The sequence below is a fragment of the Aeromicrobium yanjiei genome (genome assembly GCF_009649075.1).
Lineage (GTDB): Bacteria > Actinomycetota > Actinomycetes > Propionibacteriales > Nocardioidaceae > Aeromicrobium > Aeromicrobium yanjiei.
On record NZ_CP045737.1, the window covers coordinates 1,534,637 to 1,554,092 of the forward strand.

At 69.6% G+C, this 19,456-nt stretch carries 22 protein-coding genes and 1 tRNA gene; 12 read left to right on the top strand and 11 right to left on the bottom strand.

All coding sequences use genetic code 11. The features are described from left to right. Positions 1-2: 2 nt before the first annotated feature. The gene (locus GEV26_RS18035; protein WP_243839014.1) at positions 3-839 is read right to left on the bottom strand and encodes an alpha/beta fold hydrolase; all 837 of its coding nucleotides are present in this window, start codon (positions 837-839) and stop codon (positions 3-5) included. On the opposite strand from GEV26_RS18035, the gene GEV26_RS07605 reads away from it, so the two are divergent. From GEV26_RS07605 to GEV26_RS07615, 3 genes are read left to right on the top strand one after another with little or no spacing between them, the layout of a single operon-like run. Further along, the gene (locus GEV26_RS07605) at positions 744-2,063 is read left to right on the top strand and encodes a type III polyketide synthase (RefSeq protein ID WP_279586774.1); all 1,320 of its coding nucleotides are present in this window, start codon (positions 744-746) and stop codon (positions 2,061-2,063) included. The genes GEV26_RS18035 and GEV26_RS07605 overlap by 96 nt on opposite strands. Then, positions 2,060-2,596, top strand: coding sequence for an isoprenylcysteine carboxyl methyltransferase family protein (locus GEV26_RS07610; protein ID WP_153652513.1), 537 nt, complete (start codon positions 2,060-2,062; stop codon positions 2,594-2,596). Before GEV26_RS07605 ends, GEV26_RS07610 begins: the two co-directional genes overlap by 4 nt. Further along, positions 2,596-3,621, top strand: a complete 1,026-nt coding sequence (locus GEV26_RS07615) for an FAD-dependent monooxygenase (protein WP_153652514.1) — start codon at positions 2,596-2,598, stop codon at positions 3,619-3,621. The genes GEV26_RS07610 and GEV26_RS07615 overlap by 1 nt, the downstream gene beginning before the upstream one ends. A 4-nt stretch (positions 3,622-3,625) precedes the next feature. Here the strand turns inward: GEV26_RS07615 and GEV26_RS07620 are convergent, their stop codons facing one another. From GEV26_RS07620 to GEV26_RS07630, 3 genes are all read right to left on the bottom strand, one after another. Next, positions 3,626-5,338 (bottom strand): DEAD/DEAH box helicase, encoded by a 1,713-nt coding sequence (locus GEV26_RS07620; RefSeq protein WP_243839016.1) that lies wholly within the window; start codon positions 5,336-5,338, stop codon positions 3,626-3,628. A 130-nt stretch (positions 5,339-5,468) separates the two neighbouring features. Beyond that, positions 5,469-6,068 carry a class I SAM-dependent methyltransferase gene (locus GEV26_RS07625; RefSeq protein WP_153652515.1) on the bottom strand — a complete coding sequence of 200 codons (600 nt, stop codon included), beginning with the start codon at positions 6,066-6,068 and terminating at the stop codon, positions 5,469-5,471. 30 nt (positions 6,069-6,098) lie between these two features. Beyond that, positions 6,099-6,172: transfer RNA gene (locus GEV26_RS07630), tRNA-Gly, on the bottom strand. 98 nt (positions 6,173-6,270) lie between these two features. On the opposite strand from GEV26_RS07630, the gene GEV26_RS07635 reads away from it, so the two are divergent. Continuing rightward, positions 6,271-6,660 carry an OsmC family protein gene (locus GEV26_RS07635; protein ID WP_153652516.1) on the top strand — a complete coding sequence of 130 codons (390 nt, stop codon included), beginning with the start codon at positions 6,271-6,273 and terminating at the stop codon, positions 6,658-6,660. Between the two features lie 10 nt (positions 6,661-6,670). Here the strand turns inward: GEV26_RS07635 and GEV26_RS07640 are convergent, their stop codons facing one another. After that, positions 6,671-6,871, bottom strand: a complete 201-nt coding sequence (locus GEV26_RS07640) for a sigma factor-like helix-turn-helix DNA-binding protein (protein WP_243839018.1) — start codon at positions 6,869-6,871, stop codon at positions 6,671-6,673. Positions 6,872-6,989: 118 nt separating this feature from the next. On the opposite strand from GEV26_RS07640, the gene GEV26_RS07645 reads away from it, so the two are divergent. Further along, on the top strand, positions 6,990-7,778 hold the full coding sequence (locus GEV26_RS07645; RefSeq protein ID WP_194839996.1) for a hypothetical protein: 789 nt from the start codon (positions 6,990-6,992) through the stop codon (positions 7,776-7,778). Positions 7,779-7,837: 59 nt separating this feature from the next. On the opposite strand, the gene GEV26_RS07650 is transcribed toward GEV26_RS07645, so the two are convergent. After that, on the bottom strand, positions 7,838-8,638 hold the full coding sequence (locus tag GEV26_RS07650) for an ABC-2 transporter permease (RefSeq protein WP_153652518.1): 801 nt from the start codon (positions 8,636-8,638) through the stop codon (positions 7,838-7,840). Beyond that, positions 8,635-9,573: an ABC transporter ATP-binding protein gene (locus GEV26_RS07655; RefSeq protein ID WP_153652519.1), complete on the bottom strand. Its 939-nt coding sequence runs from the start codon at positions 9,571-9,573 to the stop codon at positions 8,635-8,637. The genes GEV26_RS07650 and GEV26_RS07655 overlap by 4 nt, the downstream gene beginning before the upstream one ends. 211 nt (positions 9,574-9,784) lie before the next feature. Between GEV26_RS07655 and GEV26_RS07660 the strand changes: the two genes are divergently transcribed. The 3 genes from GEV26_RS07660 (at position 9,785) to bsh (ending at position 12,705) form a co-directional block, all read left to right on the top strand. After that, positions 9,785-10,966 (top strand): sensor histidine kinase, encoded by a 1,182-nt coding sequence (locus GEV26_RS07660; protein WP_153652520.1) that lies wholly within the window; start codon positions 9,785-9,787, stop codon positions 10,964-10,966. After that, positions 10,963-11,646 carry a response regulator transcription factor gene (locus GEV26_RS07665; protein WP_153652521.1) on the top strand — a complete coding sequence of 228 codons (684 nt, stop codon included), beginning with the start codon at positions 10,963-10,965 and terminating at the stop codon, positions 11,644-11,646. The genes GEV26_RS07660 and GEV26_RS07665 overlap by 4 nt, the downstream gene beginning before the upstream one ends. A gap of 87 nt (positions 11,647-11,733) precedes the next feature. Further along, positions 11,734-12,705, top strand: a complete 972-nt coding sequence (bsh, locus tag GEV26_RS07670) for a choloylglycine hydrolase (protein ID WP_153652522.1) — start codon at positions 11,734-11,736, stop codon at positions 12,703-12,705. A 32-nt stretch (positions 12,706-12,737) separates the two neighbouring features. On the opposite strand, the gene GEV26_RS07675 is transcribed toward bsh, so the two are convergent. Further along, positions 12,738-13,922, bottom strand: coding sequence for an HNH endonuclease signature motif containing protein (locus GEV26_RS07675; RefSeq protein WP_153652523.1), 1,185 nt, complete (start codon positions 13,920-13,922; stop codon positions 12,738-12,740). 157 nt (positions 13,923-14,079) lie between these two features. Between GEV26_RS07675 and GEV26_RS07680 the strand changes: the two genes are divergently transcribed. Continuing rightward, the gene (locus GEV26_RS07680; protein WP_208431037.1) at positions 14,080-14,550 is read left to right on the top strand and encodes an SRPBCC family protein; all 471 of its coding nucleotides are present in this window, start codon (positions 14,080-14,082) and stop codon (positions 14,548-14,550) included. A 17-nt stretch (positions 14,551-14,567) separates the two neighbouring features. Here the strand turns inward: GEV26_RS07680 and GEV26_RS07685 are convergent, their stop codons facing one another. After that, positions 14,568-15,137 carry a dihydrofolate reductase family protein gene (locus tag GEV26_RS07685; protein WP_153652524.1) on the bottom strand — a complete coding sequence of 190 codons (570 nt, stop codon included), beginning with the start codon at positions 15,135-15,137 and terminating at the stop codon, positions 14,568-14,570. Between the two features lie 96 nt (positions 15,138-15,233). Continuing rightward, positions 15,234-16,082 carry a LysR family transcriptional regulator gene (locus GEV26_RS07690; protein WP_153652525.1) on the bottom strand — a complete coding sequence of 283 codons (849 nt, stop codon included), beginning with the start codon at positions 16,080-16,082 and terminating at the stop codon, positions 15,234-15,236. A gap of 92 nt (positions 16,083-16,174) precedes the next feature. On the opposite strand from GEV26_RS07690, the gene GEV26_RS07695 reads away from it, so the two are divergent. After that, complete coding sequence (locus tag GEV26_RS07695) at positions 16,175-16,906, top strand: SDR family oxidoreductase (RefSeq protein WP_153652526.1); 732 nt, start codon at positions 16,175-16,177, stop codon at positions 16,904-16,906. Positions 16,907-16,923: 17 nt separating this feature from the next. Next, entirely contained in the window at positions 16,924-17,529 is a 606-nt protein-coding gene (locus tag GEV26_RS07700; protein ID WP_153652527.1) for an NADPH-dependent F420 reductase, read from the top strand. Here the strand turns inward: GEV26_RS07700 and GEV26_RS07705 are convergent. Then, positions 17,501-18,421: a LysR family transcriptional regulator substrate-binding protein gene (locus GEV26_RS07705; RefSeq protein ID WP_153652528.1), complete on the bottom strand. Its 921-nt coding sequence runs from the start codon at positions 18,419-18,421 to the stop codon at positions 17,501-17,503. The genes GEV26_RS07700 and GEV26_RS07705 overlap by 29 nt on opposite strands. A gap of 72 nt (positions 18,422-18,493) precedes the next feature. On the opposite strand from GEV26_RS07705, the gene GEV26_RS07710 reads away from it, so the two are divergent. Continuing rightward, positions 18,494-19,417 carry a DMT family transporter gene (locus GEV26_RS07710; RefSeq protein WP_208431038.1) on the top strand — a complete coding sequence of 308 codons (924 nt, stop codon included), beginning with the start codon at positions 18,494-18,496 and terminating at the stop codon, positions 19,415-19,417. Positions 19,418-19,456: the final 39 nt, after the last annotated feature.

A 19,456-nucleotide genomic window follows, 5' to 3' on the forward strand; every position in this document is an offset into this window, starting at 1 on the left:
GCTCAGCGGCGCAAGACCTCGCGCACGAGGTCCGCGACCAGCTCGGGCTGCTCGAGCCCGGGCAGGTGGGCCACGCCCGGGAGCACCCGCCCCGGCCCCTGCGCGAGGCGCCGGGCCGTCTCCTCGTAGAACGGCAGGTCGGGCGGAAGATCGAGATCGCCCCACGCGCACAGCGTCGGGACGGACACCTCGCCGAGGCGGGTCCAGGCGTCCACGCCGGCATCGCCCGCGTCTTCGGGTGCCCCGACCTCGAGGATGCGCCGGTTCATCGTCGCGAACAGCTCACGCGGCTGCCCGCCCACTCGCCCCGCCGGGGCGCCGGACCCGTCGAGCCAGAGGTGGGCGAGAGCGGCGATCCGGGCCTCGGTGTCGGCGTCGGGGTCTTCGGCGGGCTCGAGGAGTGCCGCCGTGAGGGGGTCGAGCTGCCAGTCGAAGGGGGTGTCGTCGTCGGTCATTCCGGAGACCGCCGCACCGATGAGCACGAGCCCGGCGATCCGCGAGGGATGCAGCAAGGCCGCGTCGAGCGCGAGCGCGCCGCCCATCGAGTTGCCCACCACCACCGCACGACCGATGCCGAGCCCGTCGAGCACCGCGACGAGATCGTCGACGTGCGTGAACGTCGTCGACTCGTCGGCTGCCGGTGTGTCGCCATGGCCGCGCCGGTCGTACGCGACGATGTCGAGCCCGTCGGCCTCCAGCGACTCGCCCACCGCCTCCCATGCGCGACGATCGGCGACGCCGGCGTGCAGCAGGACGACTGTCTGCCCGGCTCCCCGGCGTCGCGTCGCGGCGATCCCGGTGCCATCGGCCATCGGTACGGTGAGCTGCTCCACGGTCATGACTGCGAACGTACTCGCGAGCGGCCCGGATGCCCAGACGTCCCGTCTCCCCGCCGGTTTCGACATGTCGCGTCGACCGGTCCGTGTGACCATGAAAACCTCGGCACTGCGTCGCGGCGCCCTCGACGGAAGGGAACGCGCGTGCAGATTCTCTCGGTGCGTGGCGCACTGCCCGACCACTGCTACCAACAGGACGACATCACCGACGCCTTCGTGAACATCGTCGGCGACGGGAGACTCGACCGTGAGCAGCTGCGGAGCTTCCACAGTCACGCGGGAGTGCGGCAGCGTCACCTCGTGCTGCCGTTGGAGGACTACGCGGCCGTCGAGGACTTCGGACACTCGAACGACCTGTTCATCGAGCATGCGGTCGCCCTGGGGTCCCGCGCGCTCCTCGACGCGTTGAAGGCGGTGGGTCTGACGCCGTCCGACGTCGACCTGATCGTGACCACGACCGTCACCGGTGTGGCGGTCCCGTCGCTGGACGCACGGATCGCGTCCGCGATCGGACTTCGCCCGGACGTGAAGCGGGTCCCGATCTTCGGCCTCGGCTGCGTGGCCGGGGCGGCCGGCATCGCCCGCCTCCACGACCACCTCGTCGGGCATCCCCGGGACGTGGCGGTGCTGGTCTCGGTGGAGCTGTGCTCGCTCACGGTGCAGCGCTCGGACGTGTCGGTGGCCAACCTCGTGTCGAGCGGCCTCTTCGCTGACGGCGCCGCCGCCGTCGTCGCGCGTGGGTCTGCGTCCGGACGACCTGAGAACGTCCCCTCGGGCTCCGCGACGATCGAGGTGCTCGACTCGCGCAGCAGGCTCTACCCGGACTCCGAACGCGTCATGGGCTTCGACGTGGGGTCGACCGGGCTGCGCATCGTGCTGGACGCCGGGGTGCCGGCCGTCGTCGAGAAGTACGTCGGCGGCGACGTCGACCAGTTCCTGGACGCGCACGGACTGACGAGGGCGGACATCGATTTCTGGGTGTGCCACCCCGGCGGGCCGAAGGTCATCGAGGCGCTCGAACGGACGCTCGGCCTCAGCCACGAGGACGTCGCCCTGACGTGGGAGTCCCTGGCCACGATCGGCAATCTGTCGTCCGTGTCGGTGCTGCACGTCCTGATGCACACGCTGGACGAGCGGCCCCCGAAACCGGGCGCGTACGGGATCCTCATGGCCATGGGCCCGGGGTTCTGCTCCGAGCTGGTGCTGGTGCGGGGGGTGGCTGCGTGACCAGCCTGTTGGCGTTCACGGTCCTCGTCGTCCTCGTCGCGCTCGAGCGCGTCGCGGAGATGATCGTCTCGAGACGCAACGCCGAGTGGAGCTTCGAGCGCGGCGGGGTCGAGAGCGGCCAGCGCCACTTCCCGGTCATGGTCGCGCTCCACACGCTCTTCCTGGTCGGCATGCTCGTCGAGGCGTGGTGGCGACGGCCGGACGTCCCCGGTGTCCTGGCCTGGTCGATGCTGGCCGTCGTCATCCTCTGCCAGGCGGGCCGGTGGTGGTGCATCGCGGCGCTCGGCCGGCACTGGAACACGCGGGTGATCATCGTCCCGGGCACGCCGCCCGTGCGGCGGGGCCCCTACCGGGTCCTGACGCATCCCAACTACGTCGTCGTCGTGGTCGAGGGCGTCGCGCTGCCCATGGTCCACGACGCGTGGATCACCGCCGTCGTCTTCACGGTGCTGGACGCCGCCCTCCTGACGGTACGTCTGCGCGTGGAGTCGGCCGCCCTCCGCACGCTGCCGGCCGCGCAGCCCGCCGGCTGATGCGTGACCTCGTCGTGGCGGGGGGAGGGCCGGTCGGACTCGTCACGGCACTCTTCGCCGCGCGCGCGGGCCTGGACGTCGTCGTGCGCGAGCCGCGCCGAGGTCCGGTCGACAAGGCGTGCGGGGAGGGGCTCATGCCGGGCGCTGTCACTGGCCTGCAGGAGCTCGGTGTCGAGCTGCAGGGGCGTCCCCTCGTCGGCATCCGCTACATGGACGCGACGCGTGCGGTCGAGGCGCCCTTCCGCGGTGGCACGGGCAGGGGGGTGAGACGGACGACGCTGCACCGTGCGCTGGCCGAGGCGGTCTCGGCCGCCGGCGTCGAGGTGGATGAGGCTGCCGTGAAGGACGTCCGGGACCGTGGCGACCACGTGCTCGCGGACGGCACACCCGCCAGGTTCCTGGTGGCCGCGGACGGTCTGCACTCGCCGACCCGTCGCGCGGTGGGACTGGACGGCGTCAGCCGCATGCCCCGGCGGTACGCGCAACGCGCCCATGCGGCGATCGCCCCGTGGACGGACTTCGTCGAGGTGCACTGGGCGCCGTCGTCGGAGGCCTACGTGACACCGACCGCCGACGGCCAGGTCGGCGTGGCGATCCTGACACGTCAGCGGGGGAGGGCGTTCCACGACCTGCTCGCCGACCATCCCCGGCTGCTCGAACGCCTCGACGGCGCGGCGACCGGGCACGTACGAGGGGCCGGCCCGTTGCGGCAGACGTCGACCCGTCGCGTGCGGGGCCACGTGCTGCTGGTCGGTGACGCCGCCGGCTACGTCGATGCGCTCACCGGCGAGGGGATCGCCCTGGGGCTCGCGCAGGCCCGAGCCGCGATCGCTGCGGTCGTCGACGGCAGACCCCAGCAGTACGAGCGCGACTGGCGGCGGCTCACACGGCGCCACGACCTGATGACCACGGGACTGGTCACGGCGACTCGTGCGTCCCTCGTCCGTACCTCCATCGTCCCTGCCGCCGAACGGCTGCCGGCCGTGTTCGGCTGGGCCGTCAACCAGCTCGCCCGCCCGGCCTGACTGCTCAGGCGCTGCTCTCGGTCAGCGTCGCGGGCGGCAGCCAGTCGGCGCCCAGGAGCTGGGCGACGTCGGCGAGGCCCGAGGTGTCGCCTCCCACGGTGTCGGAGGCGGCGGCGATCCGCTCCACCATCACCTGGCTGACCTGCTCCTCGACCGTCCCCTCGGCGTACGCGATGTGCCACGGCGAGACCTGGTGGTCGCGGTGGGTGCGACCGGTCACCTGTCGTGCGGCGATGCCCGAGAACCGGGCCTGGTGGAAGATGCCCACCCGGGGCTCGGTGCTGGCCCGGCCGCCGCCGGCCAGGGTCTCGCCGGCGTGCAGGCTGATCGAGGCGACGGTCGTGAAGACGCAGACCTTGGCCTGTCCGGTCTGGAACCGGACCCGCTCGGCCTCGGCGTCGAACCGGTCTCGGCCGTAGATCGTGGCGACCTCGAGACCGGAGTCACGCAGCCGGTCGGCGATGGGGTCGGCAGCGGTCGTGACGAACTCGACCGAGCACGCGACCTGGCGCTCGGCCTCGACCTGCTGGGCGATCCACGCGACGGTCGAGTCGACGCGGATAAGCCCGGCCTTCTGCCGGAAGCGCAGCAGCGCGGCCCGGCCCTTCGCGACGCTGCGGCCGCGACGCGCGATGTCCATCTCGCGGCAGAACTCGCCCCACTCGGCCTCGTACGCGGTCCGCTCCGCCGGGGTGAGCGCCACCGGCATCCCGGAGATCGGCACCGGCCCCCACGCCGCCGCCCGGTGCAGCATCGCGGGCGGGCGCTCGTCGGCGAGCCAGCCGCGTACCAGCTTGAGGTCTGCCGCGCGCCGCGCCGCGTCGGTGGTCCACGTGGCGCCGTAGCGTCCTCGCTCCACCCCGACGCCGTGGCGCTCGAGCGCGGTGGAGAACGCGGCGGCGGGCTGGGTCGCCGACGTCCACTCCTTCATCGGCTCGCCGAGCGCCTGCGCGTAGGCCGGAGCGAGGTATGGCAGCTCGAGCGGCGTGTGTCCGGGCGTCGCGGTCGTCGCGATGACGAACGGCGCCTTGTCGTGCGGGCGTCCGTGGCCCGAGATCCGGGCCCAGAGCTTCCACCGCTTCGTCGTCGTCCGTCGCAGCGCGTGGGCCTCGTCCGCGATGATGACGTCCCACGCGTGGTCCTTGACCTTGTCCAGCCGGTCCCACGTGGTGACGACCCACTCCAGGCCGCCGTCGCCCAGCGCGGTGATCGTCCGGCACCAGTGGCCGATCGTGATGGCGGCCGGCCGGTCGGCGATGACGAGCACTCGCGCCGCACCGCGAAGATCGCCCACCGCGGTCGCGCCGAGGACCGCGGAGATCGTCTTGCCGACGCCGGGCTCGTCGGCCAGGAGGAACAGTCGCCCGCCCGCTGCGGCACGCTCGGCGATCGCGTCGGCGGCCTCGAACTGGATCCGGCGCGGCTCGAGATCACCGGTCGCCTCGGGGTTCGGTGTCGGATCGTCGGGGTTCAGCGAGTTCTCGATGAACCGACCGAGCGTGTACGGACCCGGCGCGTACGGCGCGAGGTGCTCGGGGAGGTCACGTCCGACGAACAGATGGGCCTTGACCGATGGGTGCCAGCCGGCGCCGTCGACCTGTGTCCCGTACGGGACGTCGAGCACCCACACCCGTTCGCCCGGCCCGGCGACCGGCAACGGCTGCTGCGGTCGCGTCCCGCCACGTCGCCGGCTGCTGGATCGACGAGTGCTGGCCACCCCCAGACGGTATCGGGTTCCCCGCCGCGTCCCCGCGCCTCGCCGGCGTGCTCCCCGCGCGTCTTTCTCACTTCCCCCTTGCTGAGACCCGCGGGGAGTGACGGTTTCCCACGGGACCGTGGGAAACCGACTACTCGGGGGACTTCTGGGCCAGCAGCATGAGCCAGCCGTCGTCCTCGGGGGAGTGCTCGGTCCACTCCGGAGCCAGCCCCGCGGCGTTGAGCGCCTCGATGAACTCGTCCTCGGTCCGAGGCGCTCGGTAGTAGGTCCTGCCGGAGTCACCGACCTCCCAGCCCGTGCCCGCGAATCGCGGAGTCGACACCAGGAACCGGCCGCCCGGACGCAGGGCGCCCGCCACCTTGCTCAGCACGGTGGGCAGATCCTTGGGCTCGACGTGCTGCAGCACGCGCAGCGCGACCACCGCGTCGTACGGGCCGCCGAGGTCGTCCGCGATCACGTCGAGCCGGTCGACGTCCTTGCCGCGCGCCCGCTGCAGGTCGATGAAGGCCTGGGTGACGTCGGTGCGCCGAACGGTCAGGCCGGCGTCCTCGAGCTCGTCCGCGTCCCAGCCCGGGCCGGATCCGACATCCAGGACATGACCGGCCGGCACGGCTTCGGCCAGGCGAGCCAGCGGCACGGTGAAGGCGCCGCCGCCGGACGTCTCCTCGGCGTAGGCGACCGCGATCTCCTCGTACGACTGAACGGTGCGGGCGTTCGGTGAGGGCTCCATGACGAGAGCCTAGGCCCGTGGCCCCAGCTGTGGAGCGGACGCGAGGATTTGAACCTCGACTCATTCCCTGGAAGGGAAGCGTGCTGCAACTACACCACGTCCGCGAAGCCAGCCTCTGTCGAGCCTGACCAGTTCGTCAGTATGGACCACCGTCCGGCGTCGCCGAGCGACGGGGCCCCCGCCGAAGGTGCACAATCACGAGATGGACCTGTCTCCGCTCGGCGTACGTGCCGCGGCCGGCAGCCTTCGCCCGTCAGACGGGGTCGTGCTTCACCACTCCTGGACCGACGAAGGCGTCGTCATCGCCCCGGCGGCCAACGGTGCCCACCTGCTGCACCTGTCGGTGGCGCTCTGCGTCCTGAACGACACGTACCGAGAGGCGAGACGTCTCGACGTCGCGGTGGACGGCGTCGCCGTCGAGGTCGACGGGGGCTTCGATGACGAGTGGCGATCCACCGGCATCCAGTACGCGGTCACCGTCGACTCGCCGTCGTCCACCGAGGACGTGGCGCGCCTGAACGAGGTGGTCGACGAGATCGCCGAGATCCCTCGCGCGATCCGAGCCGGAGCGCGGGTCGAGCGTCGTCCTTGAGCGGGCCTCGTCAGCCCACGTTCCGATACTTGCGATGGATCGTCTGTCGCGTCACGCCGAGGAGGGTTCCGATCTCGGCCCAGCTGAGACCCAGATTCCGCGCCCTGCGAACGGCGACCTCTTCGCGCCTGCTCAGTACGCTCTTGGCCTCGGCGACGGCGGCCAGCTCGCCCACCACACCGCCATCGTCGGCTCCCGTTGACGTCTTCACATCTGTCAGCATGTGCTGACGTAGGAGATCTTGTCAAGTGGAGACTGGTTCGCGATCACCGCGTGGTGGCGGGCGCGATCCAACAAGCCATTTTTCCCCACGGACATAGAATCCGTTCATGGATCTGCTCGTGCTGGTGCTGGTGATCGCGGCGCTGGGAGCTGTCGCGCTCGTGGCGGGTCGCCGCAGGAAGGAACGCGAGCTGACCCGACGCGAGGACGAGCTCGCGCCGGTGAGGAAGCTGGCCTTCGAGGACATCACGGCGTTCGGCGAGGACCTGCAACAGCTCGACCTGGACATGACCGGTCATGAGCTCGACGCGGGCGCGAACGCTGACTACCTGCGAGCACTCGACGCCTACGAATCGGCGAAGATCGCCGGCGACTCCATCACCGAGCCCGACGACATCCGGCACGTGACCGAGATCGTGGAGGACGGTCGATACGCCATCGCGTGCGTACGCGCCCGAGTGGTCGGCGAGTCGCTGCCGACCAGGCGGCCACCGTGCTTCTTCGACCCGCGTCACGGGCTCTCGGTGGCCGACGTTCCCTACGTGCCGCCGGACGGGGTCGAGCGGGAGGTGCCTGCCTGCGCACTGGATGCCGAGCGGGTCCGCGCCGGTGCAGATCCTGATGTCCGCAAGGTCATGGTCGGGGCGCAGCGGGTGCCCTACTGGCAGGGCGGACGCGCGTACGAGCCCTATGCCGCGGGCTATTTCGGCGCCTTCGGCCCGATGACGTGGATGTTCATGGGCGGCATGATGTTCGGGGGCTTCGGCGACGGCTTCGGCGGCGGCGACGGTGATGGCGGTGGCGGTGGCGATGATGGCGGTGGCGGTGGCGATGGTGGCGGGGGCGACTTCTTCGGCGGCGGTGGCGACGGCGGCGGCTTCGACATGGGCTTTTGAACCAGGCCCGCCCGCGGCCTCAGAGAGACAGCGGGCGGGCGCTCGGATGGATGACACGGTCACGCGGCGCGGCGCTTGAAGGCGACGGCGGCCCCGAGGAGGGGGACGACGATCCAGGCTGCGAAGACGGCCGCGCCGACGGCGGGGCTGAGGATGGACGACTCCGGTGCCACCGAGGTGAACGAGCTGCCGGCGATGGACGGCAGATACTGCAGGACCTGATCCCGTGAGCCTGCCGGGAGCATGATCGTGCCCAGCGCCGGCAGCAGGAAGATGACCCCGAACAGGACCGAGATCGCCCCTGCCGTGCTGCGCAGCAGCGTGCCGATCGCGAGGCCCATCAGGGCGGTGCCGGTCAGGAAGGCGCCGGCACCGACGACAGCCCGAAGGACGCCGGGATCACCCAACGACACGGTGTCGATGCCGCCGCTGTCGATCAGGGCCTGTCCGGCGAAGAACGCGATGAAGGCGCTCGCACCGAGCGCGACCATCGTGGTGACGGCCAGGATCGCGACCTTGGCCCCGAACACGGGCAACCGGGACGGCACTGACGTCAGGGTGGTCCGGATCAGCCCGGTGCTGTACTCGCTGGTGATGACGAGGACGCCGAGCACGCCGATGATCAGCTGGGCGATCTGGACCCCGGCCAGGGCTGCGCCGGCGGTGTCGCCCTCGACGTCCGTCTGGGTGCTGCCCACCACCCCGCCGACCATCGCGGAGAAGATCAGGCCGATGAACAGCAGCGCCGCTGCTGCCGCGGCCAGCGTGACCATGTTGCTGCGCACTGAACGGATCTTGGTCCATTCCGAGCGCATCACTCCGCGCATCGTGATGTGGCGGGGATCGGTGGAGATGCTCATGAGAAGGCCTTCTTGTCGGTGGAGGGGACGGTGGTGGTCTCGCCGCTGTACTCGACGGAGTCTCGGGTGAGCTCCATGAACGCCTCTTCGAGCGAGGCCTGGTTGCTGCTCAGCTCGTGCACGGGGATTGACGCCTCGCTGGCCCGGGCGCCGATCTGCTCGGGGGTGAGGCCGATGACGTCGAGCGTTCCGTCCGCCTCGGTCGTCACGGTGACGCCGTCGCCGGTGAGCAGCGGCTGCAGCAGTGCCGCCTGAGGGCTGCGGACCCGGACGCTGCGGACGGACCTGCTCATGAGCTCGGCCACCGGCAGGTCCGCGATCAGCTTGCCGCGGCCGATGATCACGAGGTGCTCGGCCGTCATGGCCATCTCGGTCATCAGGTGGGACGAGACGAACACCGTGCGGCCCTCCGCGGCGAGCTCGCGCAGCAGCTCGCGGATCCAGCGGATGCCCTCGGGGTCGAGTCCGTTGACCGGTTCGTCCAGCATCACCGTCTGCGGGTCCCCGAGGAGGGCGCCGGCGATCCCGAGGCGTTGTCCCATGCCGAGGGAGAACCCGCCCACCCGCTTCTTGGCGACCTCGGCGAGCCCGACCAGCTCGAGCATCTCGTCGACTCGGCGGGCCGGCAGTCCGTGCGTCTGGGCCTGGGCCAGGAGGTGGTCGCGGGCCGAACGTCCAGGATGGGTGGCGCCGGCGTCCAGCAGGACGCCGAGCTCACCGAGCGGCATGGAGTGCTCGCGGTACGGGCGGCCGTTCACGGTGGCGGTCCCACTCGTCGGCTCCTCCAGCCCGACCAGCATCCTCATGGTGGTCGACTTGCCTGCCCCGTTGGGGCCGAGGAAGCCGGTGACCACCCCGGGTCTCACGGTGATGGTCAGGTCGTCCACCACCGTCTTGGAGCCGTACTGCTTGGTCAGGTGCTGAAGCTCGATCATGATGTTTCCCTCTCGTCGCCGGTGTTTCCGGCGTCGATAAAGAGCCTCGTCGCTCGAGGTCGCCCGGTCGTCGTGCTGGCGCAGACACCTACGCCTGCCGCAGACGCAGCAGGCCAAGGCGCGCAGACGGGTCAGGTACTGCGATCGCAGTACGCGGCACGTACTGCAGCAATCCGACGCCACGGGCCGCCGCGCTTCGTAGGCTGTGCGCATGCCCAGCCTCAGCGACGTGCGCGTGCTCCATCAGGCGCACCCTGTGGCGTTCGATGTGCTGATGGCGGTGGCGCTCATGCCGATCGTGGTCCTCGTGCCCGACTCGGGCCGCGCGGACGCCTCTCCGCTGTCCGGTGCTGCCGCCGTCGTCGCCATCCTGACCTGTGCCGGGCTGGCCTTCCGCCGGCGTCACCCGACCGCCGTGCTGGTCGGCACCGTGGGAGGCGCCGCGGTGGTCATCCTCCTGGACGGGGGGCCGTCGACGATCTCCTTCGTGCCGTTCGTCGCGTTGTACTCGTTCGCCGCCGCGAGCGGCTGGATCGCCACGGTGCTGGGCTTCGCGGGCTCGGTCCTGGGCGTGGGAACGGCCGTCGCGCTGGCGACCACCCCGTGGCCGCCGGACCCGCAGGCGTTCCAGCACGTCTCCTCGTTCGCGGTCGCGGCCGCGGTGGGCATGACGGTGCGCGCGCGTCGTGCCTACGTCGAGGCGGTCGAGGAACGCGCCGAGCGAGCCGAGCGCACCCGCGAGCAGGAGGCTGCGCGGCGTGTCGCCGAGGAGCGGCTCCGCATTGCTCGCGAGCTGCACGACGTCATCGCCCACCGGGTCGCGATCGTGAACGTGCAGGCGTCGGTGGCACGTCATCTCGTGCTGGCCGACCCGCCGGCAGCGCTGACGGCGATCGAGCACGTGCGAGACGCGGGGAGGGCGATCCTCGACGAGCTGGGCGACGTCCTGAACGTCCTGCGTCAACAGGACGAGGAGGTGGACCCGCACTCGCCCGCGCCCGGTCTCGACCAGATCCAGCCCCTCATCGCGTCCTTCCAGGCCGCGGGCATGAGCATCCGGCAGTCGGTGTCCGGCAGCCCCCGCGCGATCGCCGGGGGAGCCGATCTCGTGGCCTATCGGGTGCTCCAGGAAGCGCTCACCAACGCCCACAAGCACGGGACAGGACCGGCCACCATGAGTATTTGCTACGAGTCGACCGGCGTCGAGCTCGAGGTGACCAACCCCGTCGGCGACCGCGAGGCCGACGATCACTCCGCAGGCGCTGGCTTCGGCCTCATCGGGATGCGCGAGCGCGTCGCTGCGGTCGGTGGTCAGATGGTGGCTGGGCACGGTCCCAGTGGACGGTTCGAGGTGTCGGTCCGGCTGCCTGACCGAGAGGGAGTGCACACGTGAGCATCCGTGTGGTCATCGCGGACGACCAGGGGCTGATCCGGGCGGGCTTCCGATCGCTGATCGACGCCGCTTCCGACCTGTGTGTCGTGGGGGAGGCCGTCAACGGGCGGGAGGCGGTGGACCTGGTCCGTGAGACCCGGGCGGACGTGGTCGTCATGGACATCCGCATGCCCGAGCTGGACGGTGTCGGGGCGACGCGTCTCATCTGCGCCGACGAGGACCTGGCCGGGGTCCGCGTCCTCATCCTGACCACCTTCGAGCTCGACGAGTACGTTCTCGAGGCGGTCGAGGCAGGAGCCAGCGGGTTCCTGGGCAAGAGCGTCGACCCGGAAGACCTGGTGCAGGCGATCCGGACCCTCGCTGCCGGCGACGCCCTGCTGTCGCCCAAGGCGACCCGGGCCCTGATCAGCCGCTACGCCAGGCCGGAGGTCACGGGCGCGGCGGCGGGGCTGGACTCGACGCTCCTGCCGGCGCTGACCGACCGGGAGCGCGAAGTGGTCGCCCTGGTCGCCCACGGCCTCACCAACGACGACATCGCCGAGCGTCTGTTCGTCTCACCGTTCACGGCCAAGACCCATGTGAACCGGGCCATGATGAAGGTGGGCGCACGGGATCGGGCTCAGCTGGTGGTCGCCGCGTACCAGAGCGGGCTCATCCGTCCCGGGACGGCACCTGCCTGACAGTGCCGAAGTCCCCTGTCCAGGATCCGATGACCTCTCCTAGCGTCGGCACCAGCCCATGCCGGACACAACAGTGGAGGTCGCCCCGTGTGCACTGCAACGAACTATGTCGCCAAGGATCACTACTTCGGGCGCAACCTGGACCTGGAGTTCTCCTATCACGAGTCGGTCACCATCACCCCGCGCAACTTCCCGCTCCCGTTCCGCACCGTGGACGACGTGACGACTCACCACGCGCTGATCGGCATGACGACGGTGGCCGACGGCTACCCGCTCTACTACGACGCGACCAACGAGAAGGGCCTGAGCATGGCGGGGCTCAACTTCCCCGGCAACGCCGACTACAAGCCCGAGACGCCGGGCAGGAACAACATCACGCCGTTCGAGTTCATCCCTTGGATCCTCGGCCAGCTCGAGACCGTCTCCCAGGCGCGCGAGGCCTTGCAGGAGATGGTGCTGGTCGACATCCCGTTCAGCGCTGAGTTCCCCCTGTCACCGCTGCACTGGATCATCTCCGACCGCGAGGAGTCGATCACGGTGGAGTCGGTCAAGGACGGGCTGCGGGTCTACGACAACCCGGTGGGCCTGCTGACCAACAACCCGACGTTCGACATCCAGCTGTTCAATCTCAACAACTACGCGAGCATGTCGACCGCGCAGCCGGAGAACCACTTCTCCAAGACGCTGCAGCTCGACACCTACAGCAGGGGACTGGGTGCCGTCGGTCTGCCCGGCGACCTCTCCTCGATGTCCCGGTTCGTCAAGGCGGCGTTCACCGCGGTGAACTCGGTCTCTGGTGAGTCCGAGTCCGAGGCCATCAGTCAGTTCTTCCACATCCTCGGCTCCGTCGCGCAGCAGCGGGGCTGCGTGGAGGTCGGGGACAAGTACGAGATCACGATCTACTCGTCGTGTTGCAACACCGACAAGGGCATCTACTACTACACGACCTACGAGAACAGCCAGATCACATCAGTCGACATGCATAACGTCGACCTCGACGGCACCGACCTCTCCACCTACCCGCTGGTCACCGGGCAGCAGATCCTGGCGCAGAACTAGGCGCGGTTCCACCCGCTCGGCGGCGGCATGCGTCAGGCGGCGACGTACTCGATCGCGATGGGGGGAGCGGGTGGGTAGAGCTCTATCACGATCGGTTCGGACGGCGGTCTCGGCGGGCTGGTCGACCAGTGCAGCAGGCCGTGGCCCTTGAGGTTGTGGTGTCTTCGGCACAGCGGTCCCATGTTGTCGCCCGTTGTCGGACCGACCGGGTGCGGTATCCGGTGGTCGAGATCGCACCGTTCCGAGGGCACCATGCACCCGGGTGCTTGGCAGACGCCGTGCAGGAACTGCAGGGCAACCGCGAGGATGTCGGGTGCGAACCGGCCTACATATTCGTGGGCCAGGACGTCGTCGGTGACCGGATCCACGACGATGCGATGCCAAAATGTGCTCCCGGTCGCAACTACTTCGCCGATCCAGCGGGCGGGAACGGCCCAGCAGCCGTCGGTTGACTCTGCGAAACCGGGTGCAGCCCCGGCGAGGACGTCTGCCGCGACGGTGACCGCGATGTTCGCGTCTACGGCTGAGGTGACGGCCTCGGAGCTGGTGCACCAGGCGACCAGCAGGTCGGCCTCACGCTGGGCCACGGTGCGGTCATCGTCCGGGGCAGCCGGCTTGCGCGCGTCTTTGTGCAGGCGCGCTTCGATGGCCGCTGCCTGGTGGGAGGGCAGGTAGGCGTTGAGCCAGGACATCGAGTCGTCCCCGTGGGTGACAGTCACGCGCCGCTGGGTTCGTTCGGTGTCGGCGCGTTCGGTAGCCAGATCAGCCTCCACCCGTTGCACGAAGCGCCGCAACCATTGCCGCAGCTCGGTGCCGGTGTGGCTGGTCGCGTAGCCGATGACCCGACTCTCGAGGCGGGCGATCGACTCGGGATGGTGCAGCTTCTCGATCGTCGCGCTGATGTCGCGGACCCGGGAGTAGTCGATGAGCCCGTCGACGAATGCCTCCCACACGAGGGGTGTTTTCTCGCGCACGCGGTCGGCGATCGACAGCCGCAGGTGGATCTGCGCCTCCGACATGCCGGTGGCCTCACCGATGGTCAACGCGATCGCCGACCGCTCGATCTTGCGCCGCAGAGACGACTCAATCTGCGCAGTGCGTGCCATCTCGGCGTCCCGGTAGTCCAGCATGGTCTGGATGGTGTGCGCCTCGGCCATGGCCTGGCGCCGGACAGCGTCCGACAGCGCCTGCGTCGTCGGAGCTGTCGTCGTGGCCATACCTCAAACCTAGACGTCGCCACTGACACTCCCTTCGGCCGCGACCGCAGACCGTTTCGACGTTGTGGACATCAATGTTCGTCCCCCGTGCAAAGGGCCGCCACGCCGTGATCGGCGGTTCTGGACGTGGCCGGAGCTGATGCGCAAGGATCGTCGCGTGGCAGCAAGGATCGTCGAGAACCACGTCGAGGTCTCGGCGACTACAGCGGTCGTCTGGGACCGCGTGGTCCATCCAGATGGCATCAACCACGAGATGCGGCCATGGATGACAATGAGTCTTCCGCGTCGAGCGGCCGGGTTGACCGTGGAGACCATTCCGCTCGGTCGGCCGGTCGGCCGCGCTTGGTTGCGGCTGTTCGGCCTCATCCCATTCGACTTCGATCACCTGACCGTGGTTGACCTCGAGACCGGGGTCCGGTTCCTGGAGCGATCGACCATGATGAGCATGCGCCGCTGGGAGCACGAGCGGACCTTGACTCCCGTTGCCGGCGGCACGCGCGTGCATGATCGGGTGACTCTTCAGCCGAGGCTGCCCATCCCGGGGCTGGACGCTCTTCTCGCCCGGGTGGTCGACGAATTCTTCAAGCACCGGCAGCGACGACTGCAGACGTACTTCGCGACGCGGTGAGATCTCCGGGGCTCGCGTCAGTCCGCGCTTCGCGTGGGTCGGTAGCGCACGGCGATGGCCCCCGACTTCAGTTCTTCGCGGTCCACGAGCTCAAGCTGGATGCGCTCGTGCAGGCCCGCGAGCAACGTCGGTCCGTGCCCGGCGAGCACCGGCTGCACGAGGAACTCGTACTCGTCGATCAGTCCCAGGTCTGCCAACGCCAAGGGGAGCGTCACGCCACCCACCCACAGGCCGTTGCCCGACTCGTGCTTGAGCCGCTGGACCGCCCGTCCCAGGTCGCCTCGTATCAGCTCGGCATTCCAGTCCGCCGCGTCCATCGTGCTCGACACGACGTACTTCTTCGCCCGGTCGAGGGTCTCGGCAAACGGGCGCTGCCAGTCCTCCACCCAGTCGGGCCACACGCCCGAAGCCGGCTTCCGCCAGGCCGACTCCATCATCTCGTAGGTCACCCGGCCGAACAGGAGAGCGTCGGCGCGCTCGATCTCGGCGGTCCAGTAGCCCATCGACTCCTCATCAGGTGGCAGGCCTGCCTCGTGATGGCAGCAGCCGTCGATCGTGACGTTGATCGAGTATCGAAGTGGTCTCATCCGGACGCTCCCGTCGTTCGCACTATTCCTATTAGGAAGATGCCCGGGACGTTACCACTCAACGCCGTCGCGTTGGAAGGCCGAACGCGAGAACACTCAGAGCCGCAGCGCGACCCGGACGAGGTCTGCCACGGCTTGGGACCGGCTGCCGGGGGGCCAGGCGATGACGGTCGTGACCCCGGGCGCGTCGACGACCGGGACCGCGACCAGGTCGTCGTGCAGCTGGGAACGGCACGAGTCGGGAGCCAGCATGAGAGTCCGTCCCAGCGAGATCAGCTGCAGGAGCTGCGAGTGGCTCTGGACCTCGGGCCCAGGTCCGTCGGGGTAGGCGCCGTCCGATCCTGGCCAGCGCGGGAGAGGCAGATCCGACAGCTCGGTCAGCTCGCTCATGCTCAGGCCGGTGCGGGCGCTCAGGGCGTGAGCTGTCGGGAGGACCGCGACCTGCCCCTCGGTCAACAGCTCCTCGACGTCGAAGCCGGACACGTCGTCGAACGGCCGGTGGAGGATCGCCACGTCGGCGCGGCCGGTCCGCAGGAGCTGCACCTGCTCGCCAGGCGCGCAGAGCTCGATCTGGACCCGGACCGATCCCGGTTCGATGCCGTATGCGTGCAGCAGCTTGGCGAGGAGCTCGCTGGAGGCTCCCGCCTTGGTGGCCAACACGATGCTGGGGGCGTCGTCGGGCGAGCGGGCTGCCCTGCGCGTTCTCTGCTCGGCGGCCTCCACAGCGTCCAGTGCGACACGGCTTTCGTGCAGGAGGACTTCGCCGGCGGGGGTCAGGGTCACCGATCGGCTGTCGCGCAGCAACAGCACGGCGCCGAGGCGCCGTTCCAGCTGGCTGATCGCCCGCGACAGCGGCGGTTGAGCCATGCCGAGCCGTTGCGCCGCGCGCCCGAAGTGCAGCTCTTCGGCCACCGCCACGAAGTACCGCAGCTCTCGAGTCTCCATGCCGCAGGGTAGCAATCATCCATACCCGGGCGGTATCGGTGATGACTCAGACGGTGTTGGCCCTCCGGCTGCGGTCCCCGCACGCTGGAGGCATGAATGAGAACAAGACCGCCCTGGTCACCGGGGCGAACAAGGGCATCGGATTCGAGATCGCAGCGGGACTGGGAGCGCTGGGCTGGAGCGTCGGAGTGGGCGCGCGGGACCAGACGCGGCGGGACGAGGCGGTTGCGCGACTGCGCGCGACCGGCGTCGACGCCTTCGCGGTCCCGTTGGACGTCACCGACGACGCCAGCGTCTCGGCCGCGGCCGAGCTGATCAAGAGCCGGGGCGGTGGTCTGGACGCGCTGGTCAACAACGCCGGCATCACCGGCGGCGGGCCCCAGGAGCCGACCTCGGTGGACCTGGACATCATCCGCGCGGTGGTGGACACCAACGTCCTCGGAGTCATCCGGGTCACCAACGCCATGCTGCCGCTGCTGCGTGAGTCCACGTCACCGCGGATCGTCAACATGTCGAGCAGCGTCGGATCGCTCGCCCGTCAGTCAGGCCCCGGCGGCGACACGATCACGGGCCCCGTCGCGGTGGCGTACTCGCCGTCGAAGACGTTCCTCAATGCCGTGATGCTCCAGTACGTCCGCGAGCTGGCCGGCAGCGGCATCCTGATCAATGCGGCCTGCCCCGGATTCGTCGCGACAGACCTCAACGGCTTCCGGGGCGTCCGGACTCCTGCGCAGGGCGCGGCGACGGCGATCCGACTCGCGACCCTCCCCGACGACGGACCGACCGGCCGATTCTTCGAGGACGACGGCGAGGTGCCGTGGTGACGACGACGCGGAACGTCATGAGGGTCGCCGTTCTGGGAACGGGCAAGGTCGGCTCGGCGCTCGGCACCAAGCTGGCGTCGACCGGGCACGAGGTGCTCTACGGCTCGCGGAACCCGTCCGACGTGGCCGGGACGCGCTCCCATCGGGACGCCGTCGAGTGGGCTGACGTCGTGATCACCGCGCTGCCCGGCACCGACGTCGTCGCCGCACTCGACGCGGGCGGCGCCGACGTGCTGGGCGACAAGGTCGTGCTGGACCCCTCGGCAGCCTTCACCGCCGAGATGGCGATGGCTTATCCCGGCGACAGCGTCGCGCAACGGGTACAGGCGCGCTTTCCCCGAGCGCGGGTCGTCAAGACCCTCAACACGATGAACTTCACGATCATGGTCGATCCGATGAGTTCTCTTGCGGCGGCCTCGGTGTTCGTCAGCGGGGACGACAGCAAGGCCAAGAGCGTGGTGCGCCTGCTGCTGGGTGACCTGGGATGGCCCGAGGAGAGCGTCCTCGACCTCGGAGGCGTCGAGACTGCGCTCGCGACCGAGCATCTCGCGCCACTGTTCTTCGCGACCGCACGGGCGCTGGGGACCCCGACCTTCAACTTCGCCGTGTCACGCGCTGCGTGAGGGACGTCGCGATGGTCTTCACCTCTGCCAGGACGGCCTTCACCGTGGCGCGCTCGAGCGTCTCCGCTCGGGCGAGGCAGTCGATGTGTCGGCCCAGGCCAGGGTCGGCCATCGGGCGGAGCACCAGGTCCGGATGGCCGCTGAGGTCACTGGTGTAGCGAGGCATGAGCGCGATGCAGCCGCTGGCGGACGCCACCGAGGCGGCCACCTGGAATTCGTTGATCCGGTGCACGATGCGTGCCTCGTTGCCGCCGACGCCCGCGATCACGCTGATGGCCTGTTCCAGGGGGAACCCCTCGTGCACCGCGACCCATGTCTCAGCGCCGAGATCCGATGGCTCGATCGCGGACTTCGCTGCCAGGCGGTGGTCGCGACGCACGACGATGTCCAAAGGTTCGAACAGGAGCGGTTCGGCACGCACCGATGTCGGCCACGCCGGGGAGCCGACGAGTCGATGCGCGAGGACCAGGTCGTGATCGATCGTGAGCGAGGGGAAGTCCTCCTGGGCCACGTCGAAGTCGCTCACCCTGACGTCTGGCTGGTCGGGGCCATTCGACGCCAACATCAGCGGTGCGAAGAACGCGAGGCCCGCGCTGTGGAAGGCCGCCACTGACACAGTGCCCGAGCGATCGTCCTGGAACCGTGCCACCGCTTGTTCAGCGCGCTCGAGCGCCACCTCCACGTCGATCGCCGCCGCCGCGAGGGCACGTCCGGCGTCGGTGAGCGCGGTCCGTCGGCCGTCCCGGTAGGTCAGCGGAACGGGGGAGCGGCGTTGAAGCGCGCTGATCTGTTGCGAGATCGATGACGGGCTGACGTGCATGGCTGTGGCCACCGCGGCGATGCTGCCCCGGTCGCCCAGCTCCCTCAAGGCTCGAAGTTGACCCAGTTCCATCAGTCCAAACTAAACCATCGCGCACATAATCACTGTCTTGTCTAACCTGTCAATCGGCAACACGATGATCTGGTGCCCCTCCTTGTCTCTCGTTTCCGCGTCGACCTGCTGCTCTTCCTGGTCGCCGCCTCGTGGGGATCGACGTATCTCGTAGCCAAGGAATTGGTGACCCCGAGCTCCGTGATGTCCCTGCTGGCCCTGCGGATGCTCCTCGCCGCCACCGTCATGGGGACGATCGTGGCGGTCCGGCGCCGTCGCGTGACCGCAGCCGAGCTGCGTGTAGGCGTCGTCCTCGGAGCGCTGCTGGCCGGCGTGTTTGCCTTGGAGACCTTTGGGATCGCTCACACCTCGGCGACGAACGCCGGACTGATCATCAGCCTGACGATCGTGTTCACCCCGATCCTCGACTCAGTGGTCTCCGGACGCCGGTTGCCGTGCACGTTCATGCTTGCCGCCACGACCGCCGTCGTGGGGGTCGCACTTCTCGCCGGAAACGGTGCACTCCGCCCACCGAACCTCGGCGACCTGCTGATCCTCGGAGCCGCAGTCGTCCGCGCCGTCCACGTCACCTCGATGCCCAAGCGCAGGACTGAACGGCCGATGGACACGTTGCACCTCACGACGGTGCAGCTGGCCACGTGCGCGGCAGTCTTCTCGGTGGGTTCGGTGCTTCACGGCGACTCGATCCCGCAGTACGTCGCTCAGCTCGACCTCGTACAGGCCATGCTTTTGCTCTACCTCGTGCTCGCATGCACGGTCTTCGCCTTCTTCGTCCAGATCTGGGCAGTTCGGCGGACGTCGCCGTCCAGGGTCAGCCTGCTGCTTGGCACCGAGCCCATCTGGGCAGCCCTCATCGGCATCTCGATCGCCCACGACAGCTTGGCCCCGGCCGGCTATTGCGGCATCGCCCTCATCCTCGCCGGCACCGCGTGGGGTCGCTCGGTCGAGCAGAGCCACCGACTTCGTGACCAGACGCCCGCAAGCGTGTGGCCGTGACTGCGATCAAGGCTGCACCGGCCGCGATGCCGACGAATG